Below are 16588 nucleotides of genomic sequence, written 5' to 3' on the forward strand. Positions count from 1 at the left end.
GCGTGCTGAGTGACTGGATCCAGTTCTACAACTTCCGGCGCCCACATCAGGCGCTGGGCATGAAGACACCCGCTGAGGCTTATGCTTTAGCGACCTGACCTGTGCAGAAACCGCTGGGTCATTACAGGCCAGCCCACCAAGTGGAACAGTAGGTCACGCAAACGACCGTTTGAATCGTGCACGCGAACTCCATATCAATCGTGAGCGGGCCATCCGCATGATCGATAGGAGTTTCCCCCATGACCAAGAACAACCTGATTGCCACTTCCATCCTTGCCGCAGCCCTTGGCGCGCTGTCCTTCAACGCCCAGGCGGCCGAGCCGACCGGCTGGTATGCCGGCGCAGGCGTCGGCCAGTCGATGGTGGACGAGTGGTTCGTGGATGACGAAGACGTCGGCTTCCAGGTGTTTGGCGGCTACCAGTTCACGCCCTACTTCGGGCTGGAAGCGGCCTATACCAACTTCGGCGAGGTCGATGTGATCGGCGGTGTCGGCGAGCTTGATGCGGAGGCCTTCTCCCTGGTCGCCATAGGCACGATCCCCTTCACCGACCGGTTCTCCGGCTATGCCAAGGCAGGCTTCAGCCGCTGGGATGCCGATTTGGGCGCGCCGGGTATTGGCCGTGCCAGCGACGATGGCACTGATCCCACCTACGGCTTGGGCTTGCAGTACCGCTTCACCGATACCGTTGCCCTGCGCGGCGAATACAGCCGCTTTGAGATGGACGACGTTGATGTGGACCTGGCGCAGGTGCAGGTACGCTTCGACTTCTGACACTTCACCTGAAGCGACATACGAACGGGGCCGGCATTGCTGGCCCCGTTTGCGTTACAGGACGGCGCAGCAGGTCGTCGGGACATGATGTTTACGACCCCGGCTGGACTATCGCTGGTCGGGCATCGGCTCGTTGAGGAGAAGACATGAGTGACAGCAATCGCATCGTAATCATCGGCGGACACGGCAAGGTGGCGCTGCTTGCCGCGCCAAAGTTGAGCGCCGCGGGATACCGCGTGGATTCCATCATCCGCAACCCTGACCACACCGACAGCGTCCGCGCAGCGGGCGGCCACCCGGTGGTGCTCGATATCGAATCGGCCGATGTGGACGCAATGGCCGATGTATTCGAAGGCGCTTTGGCGATCGTGTTCTCCGCGGGCGCAGGCGGCGGCAATCCGCAGCGCACCCGCGCCGTCGACTATGAAGCGGCAACGCGCGCCATGCAGGCGGCCGAACAGGCCGGAGTGAAGCGGTTCGTGATGGTGTCCTATGCAGGCGCCGGCAAGGCCGTGCACCAGCTGGATCCGACGGATTCGTTCTACCCGTATGCAAAGGCCAAGCACGACGCGGACGCCAAGCTGCGCGAGAGCGCGCTGGACTGGACAATCCTGGGCCCTGCGCTGCTGACGCTGGAGCCGGCAACCGGCAAGATCCAGCGCGCTGATACAGCGGGCGCCGACTGGTCCGAGGACAAGCAGGTCACCTCACGCGACAACGTGGCCGAGGTGATCACCCATGTCATCAGCACCGGTGTTGCGAGCCGCCAGACGGTGGACTTCTACGACGGCGACACGCCGATCGCCGAAGCTATTACCTGAACCCCGCCCGTAGCGCCCGTAGGAGCACGCCGCGCGCGCGAAGCCGCGTGAATCACGGCGGCGCCGGGCAGCTTCGGTCACGTCGCCGGTACCGACGCCTTGTTCGACGCTATGTGTCACGCGGCTTCGCGCGTATGACGCGCTCCTACAATGGGGTCAGGCGGCGCGGCGGCTGCGTTCCAGGTGGACGAGGAGCAACGACACGGCCGCAGGCGTGATGCCGGAGATGCGCCGCGCCTGGCCGATGGTTTCCGGGCGCACGCGCTCCAGCTTCTGCTGCACTTCAGCCGACAGGCCGCGCACCTGGGCGTAGTCGAAGCTGGCCGGAATCGGGGTGGTTTCATGACGCTGCTGGCGCGCGATCTCGTCGCGCTGTCGCTGCAGGTAGCCGGCGTATTTGGTTTCAATCTCGACCTGCTCGGCGACATCGTCAGCCACCGCGGCATCTGCGGCAAAGGCCGGCAGCGACACCAGCTTCGCGTAATCCAGCTCCGGGCGGCGCAGCAGGTCCAGCGCGCTGTTCTCGCGGGTCAGCTCAATACCAAGCGTCTGCGCAGCCTCCCGGCCGGCTGCATTGTTGGGCGACGCCCACAGCCCACCCAGCCGTCCGGTCTCGCGCTCGACCGCCTCGCGCTTGGTTTCAAAGCGCGCCCAGCGCGCGTCATCCACCAGCCCGAGCTCGCGGCCAATGGCCGTCAGGCGCAGATCGGCGTTGTCCTCGCGCAGCTGCAGGCGGTATTCGGCCCGACTGGTGAACATGCGGTAGGGCTCGTTGGTGCCGTGGGTGATCAGGTCATCCACCAGCACGCCGATATAGGCCTGGTCACGACGCGGCGACCACGCCGCTTCATCGCGCACCAGGCGCACGGCATTCACACCGGCAAGCAGACCCTGCGCGGCCGCCTCTTCATAACCGGTGGTGCCGTTGATCTGGCCGGCGAAAAACAGCCCCGCGACGGCCTTGGTCTCAAGGGAAGCCTTCAGCCCGCGCGGGTCGAAATAGTCGTACTCGATCGCGTAGCCGGGACGGGTGATATGCGCGTTCTCGAACCCGATCACGCTGCGCACCAGCTCAAGCTGCACGTCGAACGGCAGCGAGGTGGAAATGCCGTTGGGATAGATCTCGGCCACGTCCAGGCCTTCCGGCTCCACGAACACCTGGTGGCTGTCCTTTTCCGCGAAGCGCACCACCTTGTCTTCGATCGACGGGCAGTAGCGCGGGCCGATGCCTTCGATCTGCCCCGAGTACATCGGCGAGCGGTGCAGCGCGCCGCGGATGATTTCGTGGGTCCGTTCGGTGGTCTGGGTGATCCAGCACTCCACCTGGCGCGGCTGGTCGGCGTGGCTGCCCAGGAATGAGAACACTGGGCGCGGAACGTCCCCGGGCTGCGCGGTCATGCGCGAATAGTCCAGGCTGCGCCCATCCAGACGCGGCGGCGTGCCGGTCTTGAGCCGGTCAACCGCGAACGGCCGCTCGCGCAGGCGCTGGGCCAGGGTGGTGGCCGGCGGATCACCGGCACGCCCGGCCGAATACTGCGCCTCACCCACGTGCACGCGACCGGCGAGGAACGTGCCGACGGTCAGCACCACGGCGGGCGCATTGAAGCGCTGCCCGCCCTGGGTGATCACCCCGCGCACGGCATCACCTTCGATGACCAGATCGTCAACGGCCGACTGGAACACCGTCAGCCCGGGCTGGCTCTCCACCGCCTGACGGATGAAAGCCCGGTACAGGGAGCGGTCTGCCTGGCAGCGGGTGGCGCGCACCGCAGGGCCTTTCGAGGCGTTCAAACGCCGCCACTGGATGCCGGCCGCGTCGGCAGCCTTCGCCATCACGCCACCCAGCGCATCGATCTCCTTGACCAGATGCCCCTTGCCGATCCCGCCGATAGCCGGGTTGCAGCTCATCGCGCCAATGGTTTCGATGCTGTGGGTCAGCAGCAGGGTGCGGGCGCCCGCACGCGCAGCCGCCAGCGCGGCCTCGGTGCCCGCATGGCCCCCGCCGACCACGATCACGTCATGGCTGAAAAAATCGGTACCCATCTGCTTGTCTGTCTGTGTCAAAGCGCGGTCGGATGCCGGCGTCGGGACATTATCGCCGCTCGCCCCCATTCATGCAGTTAAGGGGGATTGGCACGCATTCTGCGTACGTATCCACTGCACCCGGGGCGGCAAGCGCCCAGGAGGCGCGGCTGGACTGAACAGGGGCTGGCCAAGCGCAACCCGGGGAAGCGAAGGGGCCGGATGTCGGGGGACATCCGGCCCCGTTTTTTTTGCGGATCGGCCTTGTGGCCTCTTGATTGGGTTGCCAACACCCGGCGGGAGCGGAACAGGGGGGATCCGGAAGTCTCCCGCCGGGGGTCGGCATAGACGGCTTGCTTGCGTCGCAATACGACGCTGGCTGTCACATGGCGCTAGCTTGCGCCCTCGTACAGCCCAGCGCAAGAGGCTCTAACGCTCCTGAATGGGACTGCGGTCACCATCTCGCGATCGCGGAGCCGGCGCTGGACGTCGCACCGGCCGTGGGGACGGATTCTGACGTGCCGGAGTCACAGACTGACGCGTAGCGGCAGGCGTGGGCCGAGTGCGGCTTGGCTGCGAACTGCGCTGCTGGGACGGACCTGCCCGCCACGGCGAGCTGCTGCTCGACTGGCCGATGGATGGCCGGGTGGAAGGATTGGACTCCTGGATGCGCTCGCGGCGCTGGCTCTGCGGACGCGGCCCGGTGTTATTGCTGCCGTTGATGCGCTGCGCGCGCTCACGGTGCTCAACCCGGGTGACCCCTTGCAGGTCGCGCCAGGGGGAATTGGGACGGCTCTCGCGGGGCGGCCGGTTGTTGTCAGGACGCGGACGCACGACGATCGGGCGACCGTAGTAGGGCCGCGAGTAGTAGCCATAGCCCGGATAGCCATAGGACCTGGGCGCGTAGCGCGGACCGTAGTAGCTGGAATAGCCCGGGTAGCCGTAGCCCACGCTGCCGTAGACCCCGTAGTGGCTGCCGTACCCCACGCTGCCATACGGCGCGCCGTAGTAGCCGGTGGAAGAGCGGTCGTAATAGTAATCACCGCTGCCGGCACTGCCGCCACGGTAGCCGTAGGTAGCGCAGCCGCCAAGCAGCAACGCGGCAAGCCCGACGGTGACGAGATAGCGGATTTTCATTGGATCGCCCCTCTGTGACTGGAGTCCAGCATCGGCCCAAGCCATTGAATCATCGCTTAATTCAGCTGAATCTGCGTTGTGATAGCTGAACGGACCCGGCTTCGGCTACGCTTTGGCCGATGGCAATTCCGCTCCCTGCCCCCGGCTTTCTGCCCCACCCCCATGCCGATGTCGCGTAACCGGCGGCCTGGAATGTTCCGACGGGTGCTGGGCGGCCTGTTCAAGCTGGGCGTGCTGGCCCTGCTGTGGCTGGGCGGGGTGGCGGCGTACATCGCCTGGGTTGGCGCCCGCGACCAGGCGGCGCCAGCCGACGCGATCATCGTGCTGGGCGCCGCGGCCTATGACGCCCGGCCTTCGCCGGTGTTCGAGCAGCGCATCGCCCACGGCATCAACCTGCACGAAGAAGGGCTGGCCGAATGGCTCATCTTCACCGGCGGCTTCGGCGGCGAAGGCGCGCGCTTCGCCGAATCGGAAGTGGCCAGGCGCTATGCGATCGAGCACGGCGTGCCGGAAGAGCGGATCCTGATCGAAACGGTGTCGCGCACCACCCGGCAGAATCTGGAACAGGCGGCGCTGCTGATGCACGAGCGCGACATGCGCAACGCCATCGTGGTCAGTGACCCGCTGCACATGGCGCGGGCGCTGCGGCTGGCCCGGGGGCAGCAGATCGAAGCGCTGGGGTCAGCCACCCCGACGACGCGCTTTCGCAGCCTGGAATCGCGCTGGCAGTTCCTGCTGCGCGAGGTGTACTTCTTCCACCGCGACCGCTGGATGGAGCTGACCAGCGACCGCTGAGCGGCTACGGCTGGGCGGCTAGAGCTCGCGGCCGTAGCGGGTCATGCCTTCCAGCAGAAGGTAGCGGGTGGCCGCGGCGCGTTCGGCCAGCTCGAAATCCTGCAGCACGCCCACCAGCTGGCGGAATGAGCGACAGCGGGCTTCGCGGCTGCGCTGGTCATCACCGGTGGCCACCATGCCCGCGGTGAACCCGTCATGCACCAGCATGGCCGTCGCGCCCGCGCGCCTGAGCACCTGGCTGGCATGGTCCTGATCGTAGGACTGCAGCGGGTTCTGCATGCCCGCCACGGCAATGGCAACCGCCGCGTCGGCAAAACGAATCCTGCTTTCCGGGCCCAGCCCATTGGCCACGCGCTGCAGCCCGACCAGGCTGCGATCGGCCGAGGGTTCGAAAAGCGTACACAGCAGCTGCGCCTCCTCCTCGGAGCCGGCCGCATGCAGCACGGCCTGGTAAACACCGTCCATGTCGCGATCCGATGCGCGGAGCATCACGTCTTCGGCACCGGCCAGCACCATGGCCGCATCGACCCCGGACAGGTCGATCTCATAGGTGCGCTGCTGCGCGGCGGCAGACAGCGACAGGCAGCTCAGGGACAGGGCAAGCAGCAGTGCGCGCATGGCGGGAACAGTTGGGGAAACGACGCCGCCGAGTGTAGGCAGCGGCGCCTGAATCGCTCCGGTGTGGCCGCCGCGACCGGGCTATTTGCGCCGCCGGACCGGGATGCGGTTGGCGGGAAAAGTGATCACCTCTTCACCGCCCAGACGGATCGGCGCGCCCGGCTCCGGGGCCCAGGCCATGCCGGTGATCACCTCCCAGCTGGCCGGCAGCTTGCCGTTTCCGCGCAGCGGCTCGTAGGCTTCCGCGGCGCGGGCGAAGCGGGCGCGCCCGGTCAGGGTACGGCGCCGGCTGGCGAGCGCATTGGTCGCCCCCATTGCCCGCAGCTCGCGCATCAGAGCAGGCAGATCGTCATAGCCGCGCACCATCATTTCACGGTCGATCACCGGGTCGCGGAAGCCCGACTGCATCAGCGCATCGCCGAAATCGCTGATGGTCACGAACGGACTGACGTGCGGCGCCTCGTCGGCGGCTGCAAATGCCCCGCGCAGTTCGTGCAGGGTGTCGTGGCCGAAGGTGGACAGCAGCAGCAATCCGCCCGGCCGCAGCACCCGGCGGAATCCCGCCAGCGCGGCCGGCAGGTCTTCCACCCACTGCAGGCACAGATTGGAAAACAGCACATCCACGCTGCCATCGGCCAGCGGCAGGGCCGCGGCGTCGGCGCAGACCCGGTCGATGCCCCGGCGCAGGCCCAGGCCTGCCGCCAGCCCGCCACCGGCGCGGCGATCGATCTGCTGCAGCATCGGCAACGCAAGGTCCATCGCCACGACGCGCGCCTTGGGCCAGCGCTTGCGCATGGCGAGCGAGGCGTTGCCCGGCCCGGCACCCAGGTCCAGCACCGTCGCCGGCAGGGTGTCTTCCAGATACATCAGCGATTCGAGCAGCCAGCTCTCGACTTCGGCCTGCAGCCCGGCGGCGGCGGAATAGCCATCGGCGGCGCGGCCGAAAGCGTGGCGGATATGGCGGGAATCAAACATCTACGGATCCAGTGAGGCTTCAAACCGGCGCAGCGCATCGGCGACCACATCGGCGTGGGTGAGAAAAGGTGCGTGGCCCGCGTGCTCGACCTGCGCGAACTGCGATCGCGGAGCCAACGCCGCGGCTTCACGCATGGCGCGCGGATCAACCACGCGGTCGCGGCGTCCGGCCAGCCACAGACTGGGCACCGGCAAGCCCGGCAGTGCCGGGCGCAGATCGGTTTCCTGCAGCAGGCGCAGGCCATCGGCGAGCACTCCTGCCGCCGGCTCGCCGCGCGCAAACAATCCGTCGCGCAGCGTGCGCAGTTCTTCCTTCGCATGGTCGGAGCCGAACGCCTCCAGCGCAATGAACCGCTCCAGCGTGCCGCGCCAGTCCTGGCGCAGGCCGGCGGCAAAATCCTGGAAGATCTCCGCCGACATGCCGTAGCGCCAGTTACCCTCCCCAGCGGCATCACGCACGAAGCGCGGGCTGGAACACAGCAGCGCCACCCCGCGCACGGCCTGCGTGCGGGTCAATGCTGCCTGCAGGGCAAACAGCCCGCCGAGCGACCAGCCCAGCCACAGCGCGCGCGGCAGCCGCGCCACCAGCTCGTCCACCACTGGCCCCGGCGCCAGCGGCAGCGCGGCCGCGGCGCTGTGCCCGTGCCCGGGCAGGTCCACCAGATGCAGGGTGTAATCCGCCGCCAGGCGCTCGAGCAGCGGCGCGAAGACGCCCCCGTGCATCGCCCAGCCGTGCAGCAGCACCACATCCGGACCGCTGCCGCTGGTCTCCACATGCAAGGTGTCCATCAGCCGATCATCCTCCCTTGTCCGTACGCAGCGCCTGCACGGCCCTGGCGCGACCGGCTGCGGGCCGCGCCGCCACCCATGCAAACACCACGATCCCGGCGATCACCACCAGCGCGCCGGTGGTGGACAGCAGCCCCGGCCACGACTCACCCAGCAGCAGGACGCCGAGCAGCATCGCAAACAGCACTTCCGAAGCCTGCATGGCCTCCACGCCACCCAGCGCCAACGGCTGGTTGCGCACCATGCCCGTGGCCTGGAAGAACAGGATGGTGGCGATCACCCCGGAAGCCAGGGCCACGGCTGCGGCCATCCAGACCTGCGAAACCGGCGGCGCGCCCGAGCGCAGACCGGCATACACGGCCAGCAGGATCCACAGCGGCTGGCTGGCCAGGGTCATGCCGAACACCCGCTGGGTAGCGTTGAAATCCTCGCCGGTGCGCTCCAGGTGCAACAGCAACAGGCGGTTTCCGAGTGGAAACGCGAACGCGGCCACCAGCACGCAGGCCAGCGCCAGCCAGGCGGCACCGTCCAGCGGCCAGCTGGCATAGCCGACCTGCATCAGCAGCACGCCGAACAGGATCACCACCGCCACCACCAGCCCGGCGCGCGGGATCCGGCGGCGCTCGTCGGTGTAGAGAAACGGCGCGCACAGCATGCCGGTCACCACGGCCACCAGGAAAGTGCCGGCCACCAGCCAGGCCGGGCCGCTGGCCGCGGCAAAGCACAGCATGCTGTAGAACAGCACGAAGCCGATCGCCCCACAGCGGATCCACGCCCAGGGATGCGCGGCAATCGCCCGCAGCACCGGCCGCGCGCCGCCCTGCCACCACACCAGCGGCAGCATCAGCGGCAGCGTGATCAGATAGCGCAGCGAGGCCATCCACGCCCAGTACCCGCCGTCCAGCGCGTTGGCGCGGTTGAGCACGTAGGTCAGGCTGAAAAACAGCGAGCCCAACAGGGACACGCCGATGGCAACCAGGGCAATGCGCCCCGGCGATGTCTCCACGCCCATTGCCCCGGAATTCATTACGGCGCGTCCGTCTCGAGCCCGTCGCGCGCCCGCGCCAGAGCCTCCACCAGGCCGTCCACATGGGCTTCCTCGTGGGCCGCCGACAGGGTGATGCGCAGCCGGGCGCGGCCTTCCGGCACGGTGGGCGGGCGGATCGCCGCCACCCAGTAGCCCTGTTCCTCCAAAGCCCGCGAGAGCCCCAGCGCGTGGGCATCCGCGCCGCACAGCAGCGGCTGGATGGCGGTGTCGGAAGGCATCAGTTCGAAGCCGTGCGCCCCGAGGCCACGCCGCAGCCGGTGCACCAGCGCGGCAAGCTTGCCGCGCCGCCAGTGCTCGTTGCGGGCCAGTTTCACTGCCGCCAGCGAGGCCGTGGCCAGCGCCGGCGGCAGGGCGGTGGTGTAGATGTAGGGCCGCGCGGTCCCGGCCAGGTGTTCGATCAGGTCCGCCTCGCCCACCACCGCCGCGCCATAGCCGCCGAGCGCCTTGCCCAGGGTGACCAGCTGCAGCGGCACCTGCTCCACGCCCAGGCGTGCGGCGGCAACGCTGCCGCGCCCTTCCGGACCCAGCACGCCGACACCGTGGGCGTCATCCACATACATCAGCGCCTGCTGAGAATCGGCCGCCACAGCCAGTTCGCGCAGCGGGGCCACATCGCCATCCATGCTGAACACCCCATCGGTAGCCAGCATGGCCGCGCCGCCGGGCGTGGCCCGCAGCTGGCGCAGGGCGCCGCCGGCATCGCCGTGCGGATAGCGGCGCAGGTGGCAGCCGGACAGCAGCGCGGCGTCGATCAGGCTGGCGTGGTTGAGCCGGTCCTGCACGCACACATCGCCCTCGCCCAGCAGCGTTTGCAGTACGGCCAGGTTGGCCATGTAGCCGTTGCCCAGCAGCAGCGCGCGCGGCGCCTGCAGCCAGTCGGCCAGCTCGCGCTCAAGCAGTTCATGTTCCTGCGAATGGCCGCAGACCAGGTGCGACGCCGCGCCGCCCGCGCCGGTGCGCATGGCGCCGTCGGCCAGCGCATTGGCCACCGCGAACTGCTGGGCCAGGCCCAGGTAATCGTTGCCGCAGAAATTCACCAGCCAGCGGCTGCCGCCTTCCGCCGCCAGCTCGCAGCGCACGCCATCGCGACGCAGCACGGTGCGGCGAACGCGCAGCCGGTCATGGGCAATGCGCCCGGCCCGCTGCCCCGCGATGCGCGCCCGCAGGTCTTCGCGCTCAGACAAGCTGGCGCACCCACACCGCGATTGCGCCCATGGCGATCGCCGGCAGCGTGGCCAGCCCACCCAGCGCGGTGGTCAGGCGTTCAGCGGCAGGAATCGGCGATTCGCGCATCTGCTGCGCCTGGGCCATGGAATGCTGCGCCAGCACCAGCGCCGACAGCAGCAGCGCACCCATGAACAGCAGGCCCGCGCCTGCGCCCCGATAGAACAGCACCACGCCCAGCATCACCACGGCCATGGCCGCCACCCAGCCCAGCGCCGCGGCCAGCCGCTTGCCGGCGCGCAGGCGCGCACGGAACCCGGCCAGCCCGATCCACGCCAGCAATACCAGGTACGCCCAGGCGTACCAGGGCATCACGCCGCGCAGGTCCGCGCGCCGGCCACGATATCCGCGTGCACGGTGCCGCCGTGGTCATGATCGGCGGCATCCACCTCCACGTGCATTGGGCGCAGGCCCAGGCGTTCGAACAGGGCCAGGTCGCGCTCGGTGTCCGGGTTGCCGGTGGTCAGCAGTTTCTCGCCGTAGAAGATCGAGTTGGCCCCGGCGAGGAAGCACAGCGCCTGCAGCTCGTCGCTCATTTCCTCGCGCCCTGCCGACAGCCGCACCATCGAGCGCGGCATGAGGATGCGGGCGACGGCAATCGTGCGCACGAATTCGAACGGATCCAGCTCCGCCGCGGTGTTCTTGTCTGCCAGCGGGGTGCCGGCCACCTGCACCAGGCGGTTGATCGGCACCGAATCCGGATGCGCCGGCAGGGTGGCCAGGGCAAACAGCAGGCCGGCACGCTGGGCGCGCGATTCGCCCATGCCCACGATGCCGCCGCAGCAGGTCTTCAGCCCCGCGTCGCGTACGTGGCCCAGGGTATCCAGCCGATCCTGGAAATCGCGGGTGCCTACGATCTCGTCGTAGAACTCGGGATCGGTATCGATGTTGTGGTTGTAGTAATCCAGTCCGGCGACCTTGAGCGCGGCGGCCTGATCGCCCGACAGCATGCCCAGCGTGGCGCAGGTTTCCAGGCCCAGGGCCTTCACCTCGCGGATCATCTCGGCGACCTTGGGGATATCGCGATCCTTGGGCGAACGCCACGCGGCGCCCATGCAGAAGCGACTGGCGCCGGCGGCCTTGGCCTGGCGGGCCTTTTCCAACACCTCGTCGGTGGCCATCAGCTTGGTCGCATCCACCCCGGTGTGATAGCGCTGGGCCTGCGGGCAGTAGGCGCAATCCTCCGGGCAGCCGCCGGTCTTGACCGACAGCAGGGTGCTGACCTGGACCTCGGCCGGATCAAAGTGCGCCCGGTGCACGGTGGCGGCATGGTGCAGCAGCTCAGGGAAAGGCAGGTCGAACAGCGCTTCGATCTCGGCGCGTGACCAGTCGTTGCGCAGGTCGCGGGTTTCACTGACGGCAGGCATGGCGTTTTTCCGATGCAATGGACGGGACAAGCCGGCCAGTCTGGAAAGCATGGCAGCGACTGTCAACCAAACCGGCCGCGAAAAAGTTGACGGGCTGCGCCGCCGGATCGGCTTCTGGCTGAGCAACGATGCCACCCGCCTGCTGTGGCCGGGCCGCTGCCTGTCGTGCGGCGAGGGCGGCACCGAGGCCATCGACCTGTGTATTGCCTGCCAGTCCAGCCTGCCGTGGCTCGGCCCCGCCTGCCCGCGCTGTGCGCTGCCGCTGCACGCCGTGGGCGCGGGTACGGGCGCGGGCGAGGCCGCCCCATGCAGCACCTGCCAGGCCAAGCCGCCACCGCTGACCGAAGTGCACGCCCCGTGCCTGTATGCCGCGCCCATCGACCGCCTGCTGCCGCGGTTCAAATTCCATCACGACCTGGCCGCCGGCCGCCTGCTGTCCCAGCTGATGGCCGAACACTGCTTCGCCTTGCCGCGACCGGACGCGCTGGTACCGGTGCCACTGCACCGCGCGCGGCTGCGTCAGCGCGGCTACGACCAGGCTCTGGAACTGGCCCGGCCCTTGGCCAGCGCGCTCGGAATTCCCATACGCACCGACCTGCTCCGACGAGTGCGCGCCACCGCCCAGCAGACCCGCCTGGATGCCGCCGAACGGGCACGCAATCTGCATCGCGCATTCCAGGCCAACACCGCGGTGGCGCTGCCGGCCCACGTGGTGCTGATTGACGACGTCATGACCACCGGCGCCACGCTGCACGCCGCCGCCCATGCCCTGCGCCAGGCCGGCGCGGGCCGTGTGGATGCGTGGATCTGCGCCCGCGCGCCTTGACTGCGCGCCGTGGGCGGCGTATGCGGACGGTTGTCTTTTACGTGGAGTTCGGCAATGGGATCGCGTTTCCAGTCGGGGCTGCGCCGCAGCTGGTGGGTCTTCCTCATCTACGGCCTGCTGGCCATCGTGTTCGGCGTGGGCCTGCTGCTGTGGCCCACGTACTCGGTGATGGCGCTGGTGATGGCCTTCGGCGTGCTGTCTCTGGCCGACGGGCTGGTGAGCCTGCTCAGCGCGATCCGCCACGATCTGGCCCTGCCACGCTGGCTGCTGGCCGCCTACGCGCTGGTGTCGATCGGCTTCGGCGTCATCGCGCTCATGTGGCCGGTGCACCTGGCCACCGCCATGCTGTGGGTGATCGCGCTGTGGCTGATTCTGGCCGGCGTCGCCCGCATCGTGTTCGCGATCCAGGTGCGCAAACTGATCCGTGGCGAATGGCTGCTGGCGCTCAGTGGCGTGCTGGCGCTGGCCCTGGGCGTGCTGTTCCTGGCCCGCCCGGATATCGGCCTGGTAGCGATTTCGGTATGGGTCGGGATTGGCGCGCTGCTCTACGGTGCGCTGCAGATTCTGGTGGGCGTGCGGATGCGTTCACGCACCCGGCTGAGCCTCTGACCCTGGACTACGCGCGGGCTCAGCCCAGCGCGTAGTCCAGCGCGATTCCGGCGAACACCGCCATCCCCACCCAGTGGTTGTGCAGGAACGCGCGGAAGCAGGCTTCGCGGTCGCGATAGCGGGCCAGCAGGAACTCCCACGCCACCAGCGCCAGGGCAAGCGCCAGTCCGGCCCAGTACAGCGTGCCCAGCCCCATCTGCCGACCGACCAGCACCAGGGCCAGGAAGAACAGGCTGTACAGCACGCCCTGGGCAACCAGATCGAGATCGCCGAACAGGATCGCGGTGGACTTGCTGTTGACCTTGATGTCGTCGTCGCGGTCCACCATCGCGTACCAGGTGTCGTAGGCGGTGGTCCAGAAGATATTGCCCACGTACAGCACCCAGGCCACCGCCGGCACCTCACCCTGCACGGCCGCGAACGCCATCGGGATCGCCCAGCCGAACGCCAGGCCCAGGTACACCTGCGGCAGGTGGGTGTGGCGCTTGAGGTAGGGATAGGTGGCGGCCAGCACCAGACCGATGAAGCTCATCAGGATGGTCAGCCGGTTCATGGTGAGCACCAGCGCAAACGCCGCCACCATCAGCACCGCGAACAACGCCAGCGCCTCGCGCCCCGACACCGCCCCGGTGGCCAGCGGCCGGTCGCGGGTGCGCTTCACATGCGGATCCAGCCAGCGGTCGGCGTAATCGTTGATCACGCAGCCGGCCGAACGGGTCAGCCACACCCCGGCGGAAAACACGAACAGGATCCACGGCGGCGGGAATCCATCCGCGGCCAGCCACAGCGCCCACCAGGTCGGCCACAGCAGCAGCAGCCAGCCGATCGGCCGGTCGGCACGCATCAGTTTCCAGTACAGCGCCAGCCGCGAGGGCGCAGAAGGAGGCGGGGGCGCGGCGTATCGTTCGTATTCCACCGCGAAAGCGTAGCAAGAAGGAGCGCGTTCGCCCCTGCCTTCCAGACAACGGTGCGTGCCGGCGCGCCCGCGTTACGACGTCCGGGTCGAGTCGCCCGCCGGCTCGGTCAGCGATTGCGACCCGGAGGCGGGCTCGGTGTGCAGGGGTATGGTGTGGCGCTCGATCATCCGCCGGACCCGCGGCCCGCCGGGCCCACGATGCAGCGTGCGCAGCTGCTCCGGGATGGTCGCGTCGTCGTGGGTGAGGCGGCTGTTGTGGCGCAGGTAGTCCAGCCAGGTCGGCGTCTCGTAGCGCTCGATCCAGACCTCGGGATCGGCGAGGTCACGCAGCACCCGCCAGTTGCGTGCCCCGTCGCGGCGGCGGATGCGGCGCCGCTCCGCCATCGCGCCGAGGAACTCCAGCACGTCCTCTTCGCCGATCCTGTACTCGACCGTGACCACCACGGGTCCGGTCCGCGGCTGCACCTGGACCGCGGTGGCGGGCTCCTTGAAGCGGCTGAGCGGATCGAGATTGAGCTCGGTCAGCCTCGCCAGCGGTGCAAGCAGGCCAATCAGCGCGCAGACGACCATGACCGCCGCCGCGGCGAGGAGCGCCATGCGGACGTCGGCGAGGTTGGCAAGGAAACCCCACAGCCAGCTTCCCAGCGCCATGCCGCCGAACGCGGCCATCTGGTACAGCGACAGCGAGCGTGCCACCACCCAGCGCGGCGTGGACAGCTGCACCGTCACGTTGAAGGTCGACATCGCCAGCACCCATGCAGCCCCCGCGAGCAGCAGCGCGGCCATCGTCAGCACCAGCAGGCTGCTCATGGCGGCAATGGCCACGGCGGCCGCGAATGCGATGCAGGCGCCGCGCACCAGGCCCTCCGTCGACAGCGCCTCGCGCAGGCGGGTGCTGCCCATCGCGCCGGACACGGCGCCCACCCCGAACGCGCCGAGCAGCAGGCCGAAGGTCAGCGGACCGCCCCCGACGAGGTCCTGGGCCACCAGCGGCATGAGCGCCATCACCGCGCTCGCGCCGACCCCGAAGAACGCGGCCCGCCCCAGCACCGTGCGTACCGCGGGAGACATCGCCACGTAGCGCACGCCCGTCATCATCGCGCTGCCGAGTGCTTCGCGCGGCAGCAGTCGCGGACTCCGCTCGGGACGCCAGCGCGCCAGCACCACCACCAGGGCGAGGTAGCTGACGGCATTGATCGCGAACGCGGCGGCGGCACCCGCGGCGGCGACGATGGCACCGCCAATCGCCGGCCCGACGCTGCGGGCCAGGTTGAAGCCCATGCTGTTGAGCGCGACGGCGCCAGGCAGTTCACCGCGCGGCACCATGTCGCCCACCGACGCATGCCACGCCGGCGAGTTGAATGCCGCCCCGCTGCCGATCAGGAAGGTGAAAAGCAGCAGCAGCCACGGCGTGATGACGCCCGACCACGCGCAGATCGCCAGCGCGACCGACACGACCAGCATGAACACCTGCGCCCCCAGCATCATCCTGCGGCGGTCGAAGTTGTCCGCCATCGCCCCGGCCACCAGGGAAAACAGCATCACCGGCAGCGCCACCGAGGCCTGTACCAGCGCCACCATGTCGGCCGACTGCGCGATCGAGAGCATCAGCCAGGACGCACCGACCGACTGGATCATGCCGCCGAAGTGCGAAGAGATGCTGGCGAACCAGACCCTGCGGAAGATCGGGTAGCGCATCGCCGAGAGCGTCGTCGCGCGCTGCACTGGATCAGGTGGTTTGGGGGCGTTCTGCGCCATCAGGGGCCTGGCTCAAGGGAACGGCAGCAATGGTACGGTGCCACCCGCCCAACCGCACTTCAGCCCGCGACTGCAGGCCGGTGGCGGAAGCGCTCGCAACATTTGGCCGAATAGTGGAAAATGGCGGTCTGCGCGCCTGTAGCTCAGCTGGATAGAGTAGTGGCTTCCGAAGCCATTGGTCGGGGGTTCGAATCCCTCCAGGCGCGCCATTCAGTAGCGGACGCTTCCGACGGCCGGGCTTACCGGCCCGGGCGAATGGTTCGAACTCGCGCCCGCGTGTTCTATACTTGTCCGTCAGCTGTGGCCGGGTGGCCACGCGCCAGAATGGTGTCCCGTGCGCAATTACGACCTCGACTTCCTGAAGAAATTCTCTCTGGTGATCCTGTTCCTGGCAGTGGTAACCGGGGGACTGATCTGGCTGGCCGCGATGCTGCACCGTTCGGTGCCACCGCAGCCGTCCGAGACCGCGAACCTGACCCGGCTGGAGCGCATTGCCCCGGTAGGCTCGGTGTATGCCGGCTCCACCGGCGCGGCGGCACAGGCCGCGGCAGCTGCGGCGGCGCAGGCCTCGGCGGCATCGCAGGTGGCCTACGGCGGCACCCTGGACGGCGGCGAGATCTACAGCAACCTCTGCGCTGGCTGCCACACCAGCGGCGCCGGCGGCTCGCCCACCCTTATCCAGGCTGAGTGGGGTCCGCGTATTGCCCAGGGCCGCGACACCCTGATCCAGCACGCGATCGAAGGCTTCACCGGCAACACCGGCTTCATGCCGGCGCGCGGCGGCAACCCCGCGCTGAGCGACGAGCAGGTGATCGCCTCGGTGGACTGGATGCTGGACAACATCCAGTAATCCGCGCCAACGTACCGCTGAAAACGCCGCCTCCGGGCGGCGTTTTCGTGCCCGGACATT

18 protein-coding genes and 1 tRNA gene are annotated in these 16588 nt (G+C 68.7%); 8 read left to right on the forward strand and 11 right to left on the reverse strand.

Features of this window, described 5'->3' with window-relative positions:
* The first annotated feature begins 2 nt into the window (after positions 1-2).
* The 3 genes from WCE59_RS02350 (at position 3) to WCE59_RS02360 (ending at position 1594) form a co-directional block, all read left to right on the forward strand.
* Positions 3-98 carry an integrase core domain-containing protein gene (locus WCE59_RS02350; protein WP_343257374.1) on the forward strand — a complete coding sequence of 32 codons (96 nt, stop codon included), beginning with the start codon at positions 3-5 and terminating at the stop codon, positions 96-98.
* Between the two features lie 141 nt (positions 99-239).
* Positions 240-773, forward strand: coding sequence for an outer membrane beta-barrel protein (locus WCE59_RS02355; protein ID WP_343257108.1), 534 nt, complete (start codon positions 240-242; stop codon positions 771-773).
* 146 nt (positions 774-919) lie between these two features.
* Entirely contained in the window at positions 920-1594 is a 675-nt protein-coding gene (locus WCE59_RS02360) for an SDR family oxidoreductase (RefSeq protein ID WP_343257109.1), read from the forward strand.
* Positions 1595-1750: 156 nt separating this feature from the next.
* Here WCE59_RS02360 and mnmG read toward each other — a convergent pair whose 3' ends face one another.
* A complete protein-coding gene (mnmG, locus tag WCE59_RS02365) occupies positions 1751-3637 on the reverse strand; it encodes a tRNA uridine-5-carboxymethylaminomethyl(34) synthesis enzyme MnmG (RefSeq protein WP_343257375.1) in 1887 nt (628 codons plus the stop codon).
* Positions 3638-4045: 408 nt separating this feature from the next.
* Positions 4046-4753 (reverse strand): hypothetical protein, encoded by a 708-nt coding sequence (locus WCE59_RS02370; RefSeq protein ID WP_343257110.1) that lies wholly within the window; start codon positions 4751-4753, stop codon positions 4046-4048.
* A 168-nt stretch (positions 4754-4921) separates the two neighbouring features.
* On the opposite strand from WCE59_RS02370, the gene WCE59_RS02375 reads away from it, so the two are divergent.
* Entirely contained in the window at positions 4922-5548 is a 627-nt protein-coding gene (locus tag WCE59_RS02375; protein ID WP_343257111.1) for a YdcF family protein, read from the forward strand.
* An 18-nt stretch (positions 5549-5566) separates the two neighbouring features.
* On the opposite strand, the gene WCE59_RS02380 is transcribed toward WCE59_RS02375, so the two are convergent.
* The 7 genes from WCE59_RS02380 to bioB all read right to left on the reverse strand — a co-directional run bounded on the left by WCE59_RS02380 (position 5567) and on the right by bioB (position 11569).
* Positions 5567-6166 carry a hypothetical protein gene (locus tag WCE59_RS02380; protein WP_343257112.1) on the reverse strand — a complete coding sequence of 200 codons (600 nt, stop codon included), beginning with the start codon at positions 6164-6166 and terminating at the stop codon, positions 5567-5569.
* Positions 6167-6247: 81 nt separating this feature from the next.
* Entirely contained in the window at positions 6248-7141 is an 894-nt protein-coding gene (bioC, locus tag WCE59_RS02385; RefSeq protein ID WP_343257113.1) for a malonyl-ACP O-methyltransferase BioC, read from the reverse strand.
* The gene (bioH, locus tag WCE59_RS02390) at positions 7142-7921 is read right to left on the reverse strand and encodes a pimeloyl-ACP methyl ester esterase BioH (RefSeq protein WP_343257376.1); all 780 of its coding nucleotides are present in this window, start codon (positions 7919-7921) and stop codon (positions 7142-7144) included.
* 16 nt (positions 7922-7937) lie between these two features.
* Complete coding sequence (locus tag WCE59_RS02395; RefSeq protein ID WP_343257114.1) at positions 7938-8957, reverse strand: multidrug resistance efflux transporter family protein; 1020 nt, start codon at positions 8955-8957, stop codon at positions 7938-7940.
* Positions 8957-10162 (reverse strand): 8-amino-7-oxononanoate synthase, encoded by a 1206-nt coding sequence (bioF, locus tag WCE59_RS02400; RefSeq protein ID WP_343257115.1) that lies wholly within the window; start codon positions 10160-10162, stop codon positions 8957-8959. Before bioF ends, WCE59_RS02395 begins: the two co-directional genes overlap by 1 nt.
* The gene (locus WCE59_RS02405) at positions 10155-10514 is read right to left on the reverse strand and encodes a hypothetical protein (protein ID WP_343257116.1); all 360 of its coding nucleotides are present in this window, start codon (positions 10512-10514) and stop codon (positions 10155-10157) included. Before WCE59_RS02405 ends, bioF begins: the two co-directional genes overlap by 8 nt.
* Positions 10514-11569 (reverse strand): biotin synthase BioB, encoded by a 1056-nt coding sequence (bioB, locus tag WCE59_RS02410; protein WP_343257117.1) that lies wholly within the window; start codon positions 11567-11569, stop codon positions 10514-10516. The genes WCE59_RS02405 and bioB overlap by 1 nt, the downstream gene beginning before the upstream one ends.
* Positions 11570-11618: 49 nt before the next feature.
* On the opposite strand from bioB, the gene WCE59_RS02415 reads away from it, so the two are divergent.
* Both WCE59_RS02415 and WCE59_RS02420 read left to right on the forward strand, forming a co-directional pair.
* Positions 11619-12395, forward strand: coding sequence for a ComF family protein (locus WCE59_RS02415; RefSeq protein ID WP_343257118.1), 777 nt, complete (start codon positions 11619-11621; stop codon positions 12393-12395).
* A gap of 54 nt (positions 12396-12449) precedes the next feature.
* Positions 12450-13004, forward strand: coding sequence for an HdeD family acid-resistance protein (locus WCE59_RS02420; protein ID WP_343257119.1), 555 nt, complete (start codon positions 12450-12452; stop codon positions 13002-13004).
* Between the two features lie 19 nt (positions 13005-13023).
* Here the strand turns inward: WCE59_RS02420 and ubiA are convergent, their stop codons facing one another.
* Together ubiA and WCE59_RS02430 are read right to left on the reverse strand one after the other, a co-directional pair.
* Entirely contained in the window at positions 13024-13920 is an 897-nt protein-coding gene (ubiA, locus tag WCE59_RS02425; protein ID WP_343257120.1) for a 4-hydroxybenzoate octaprenyltransferase, read from the reverse strand.
* A 72-nt stretch (positions 13921-13992) separates the two neighbouring features.
* Positions 13993-15678, reverse strand: a complete 1686-nt coding sequence (locus WCE59_RS02430) for an MFS transporter (protein WP_343257121.1) — start codon at positions 15676-15678, stop codon at positions 13993-13995.
* 132 nt (positions 15679-15810) lie between these two features.
* Between WCE59_RS02430 and WCE59_RS02435 the strand changes: the two genes are divergently transcribed.
* Positions 15811-15887, forward strand: a tRNA-Arg gene (locus WCE59_RS02435).
* A 125-nt stretch (positions 15888-16012) separates the two neighbouring features.
* Positions 16013-16528, forward strand: a complete 516-nt coding sequence (locus WCE59_RS02440; protein ID WP_343257122.1) for a c-type cytochrome — start codon at positions 16013-16015, stop codon at positions 16526-16528.
* The last annotated feature ends 60 nt before the right edge of the window (positions 16529-16588 follow it).

Origin of the sequence: Luteimonas qiangzhengi, assembly GCF_039548515.1 — a bacterium.
Lineage (GTDB): Bacteria > Pseudomonadota > Gammaproteobacteria > Xanthomonadales > Xanthomonadaceae > Luteimonas.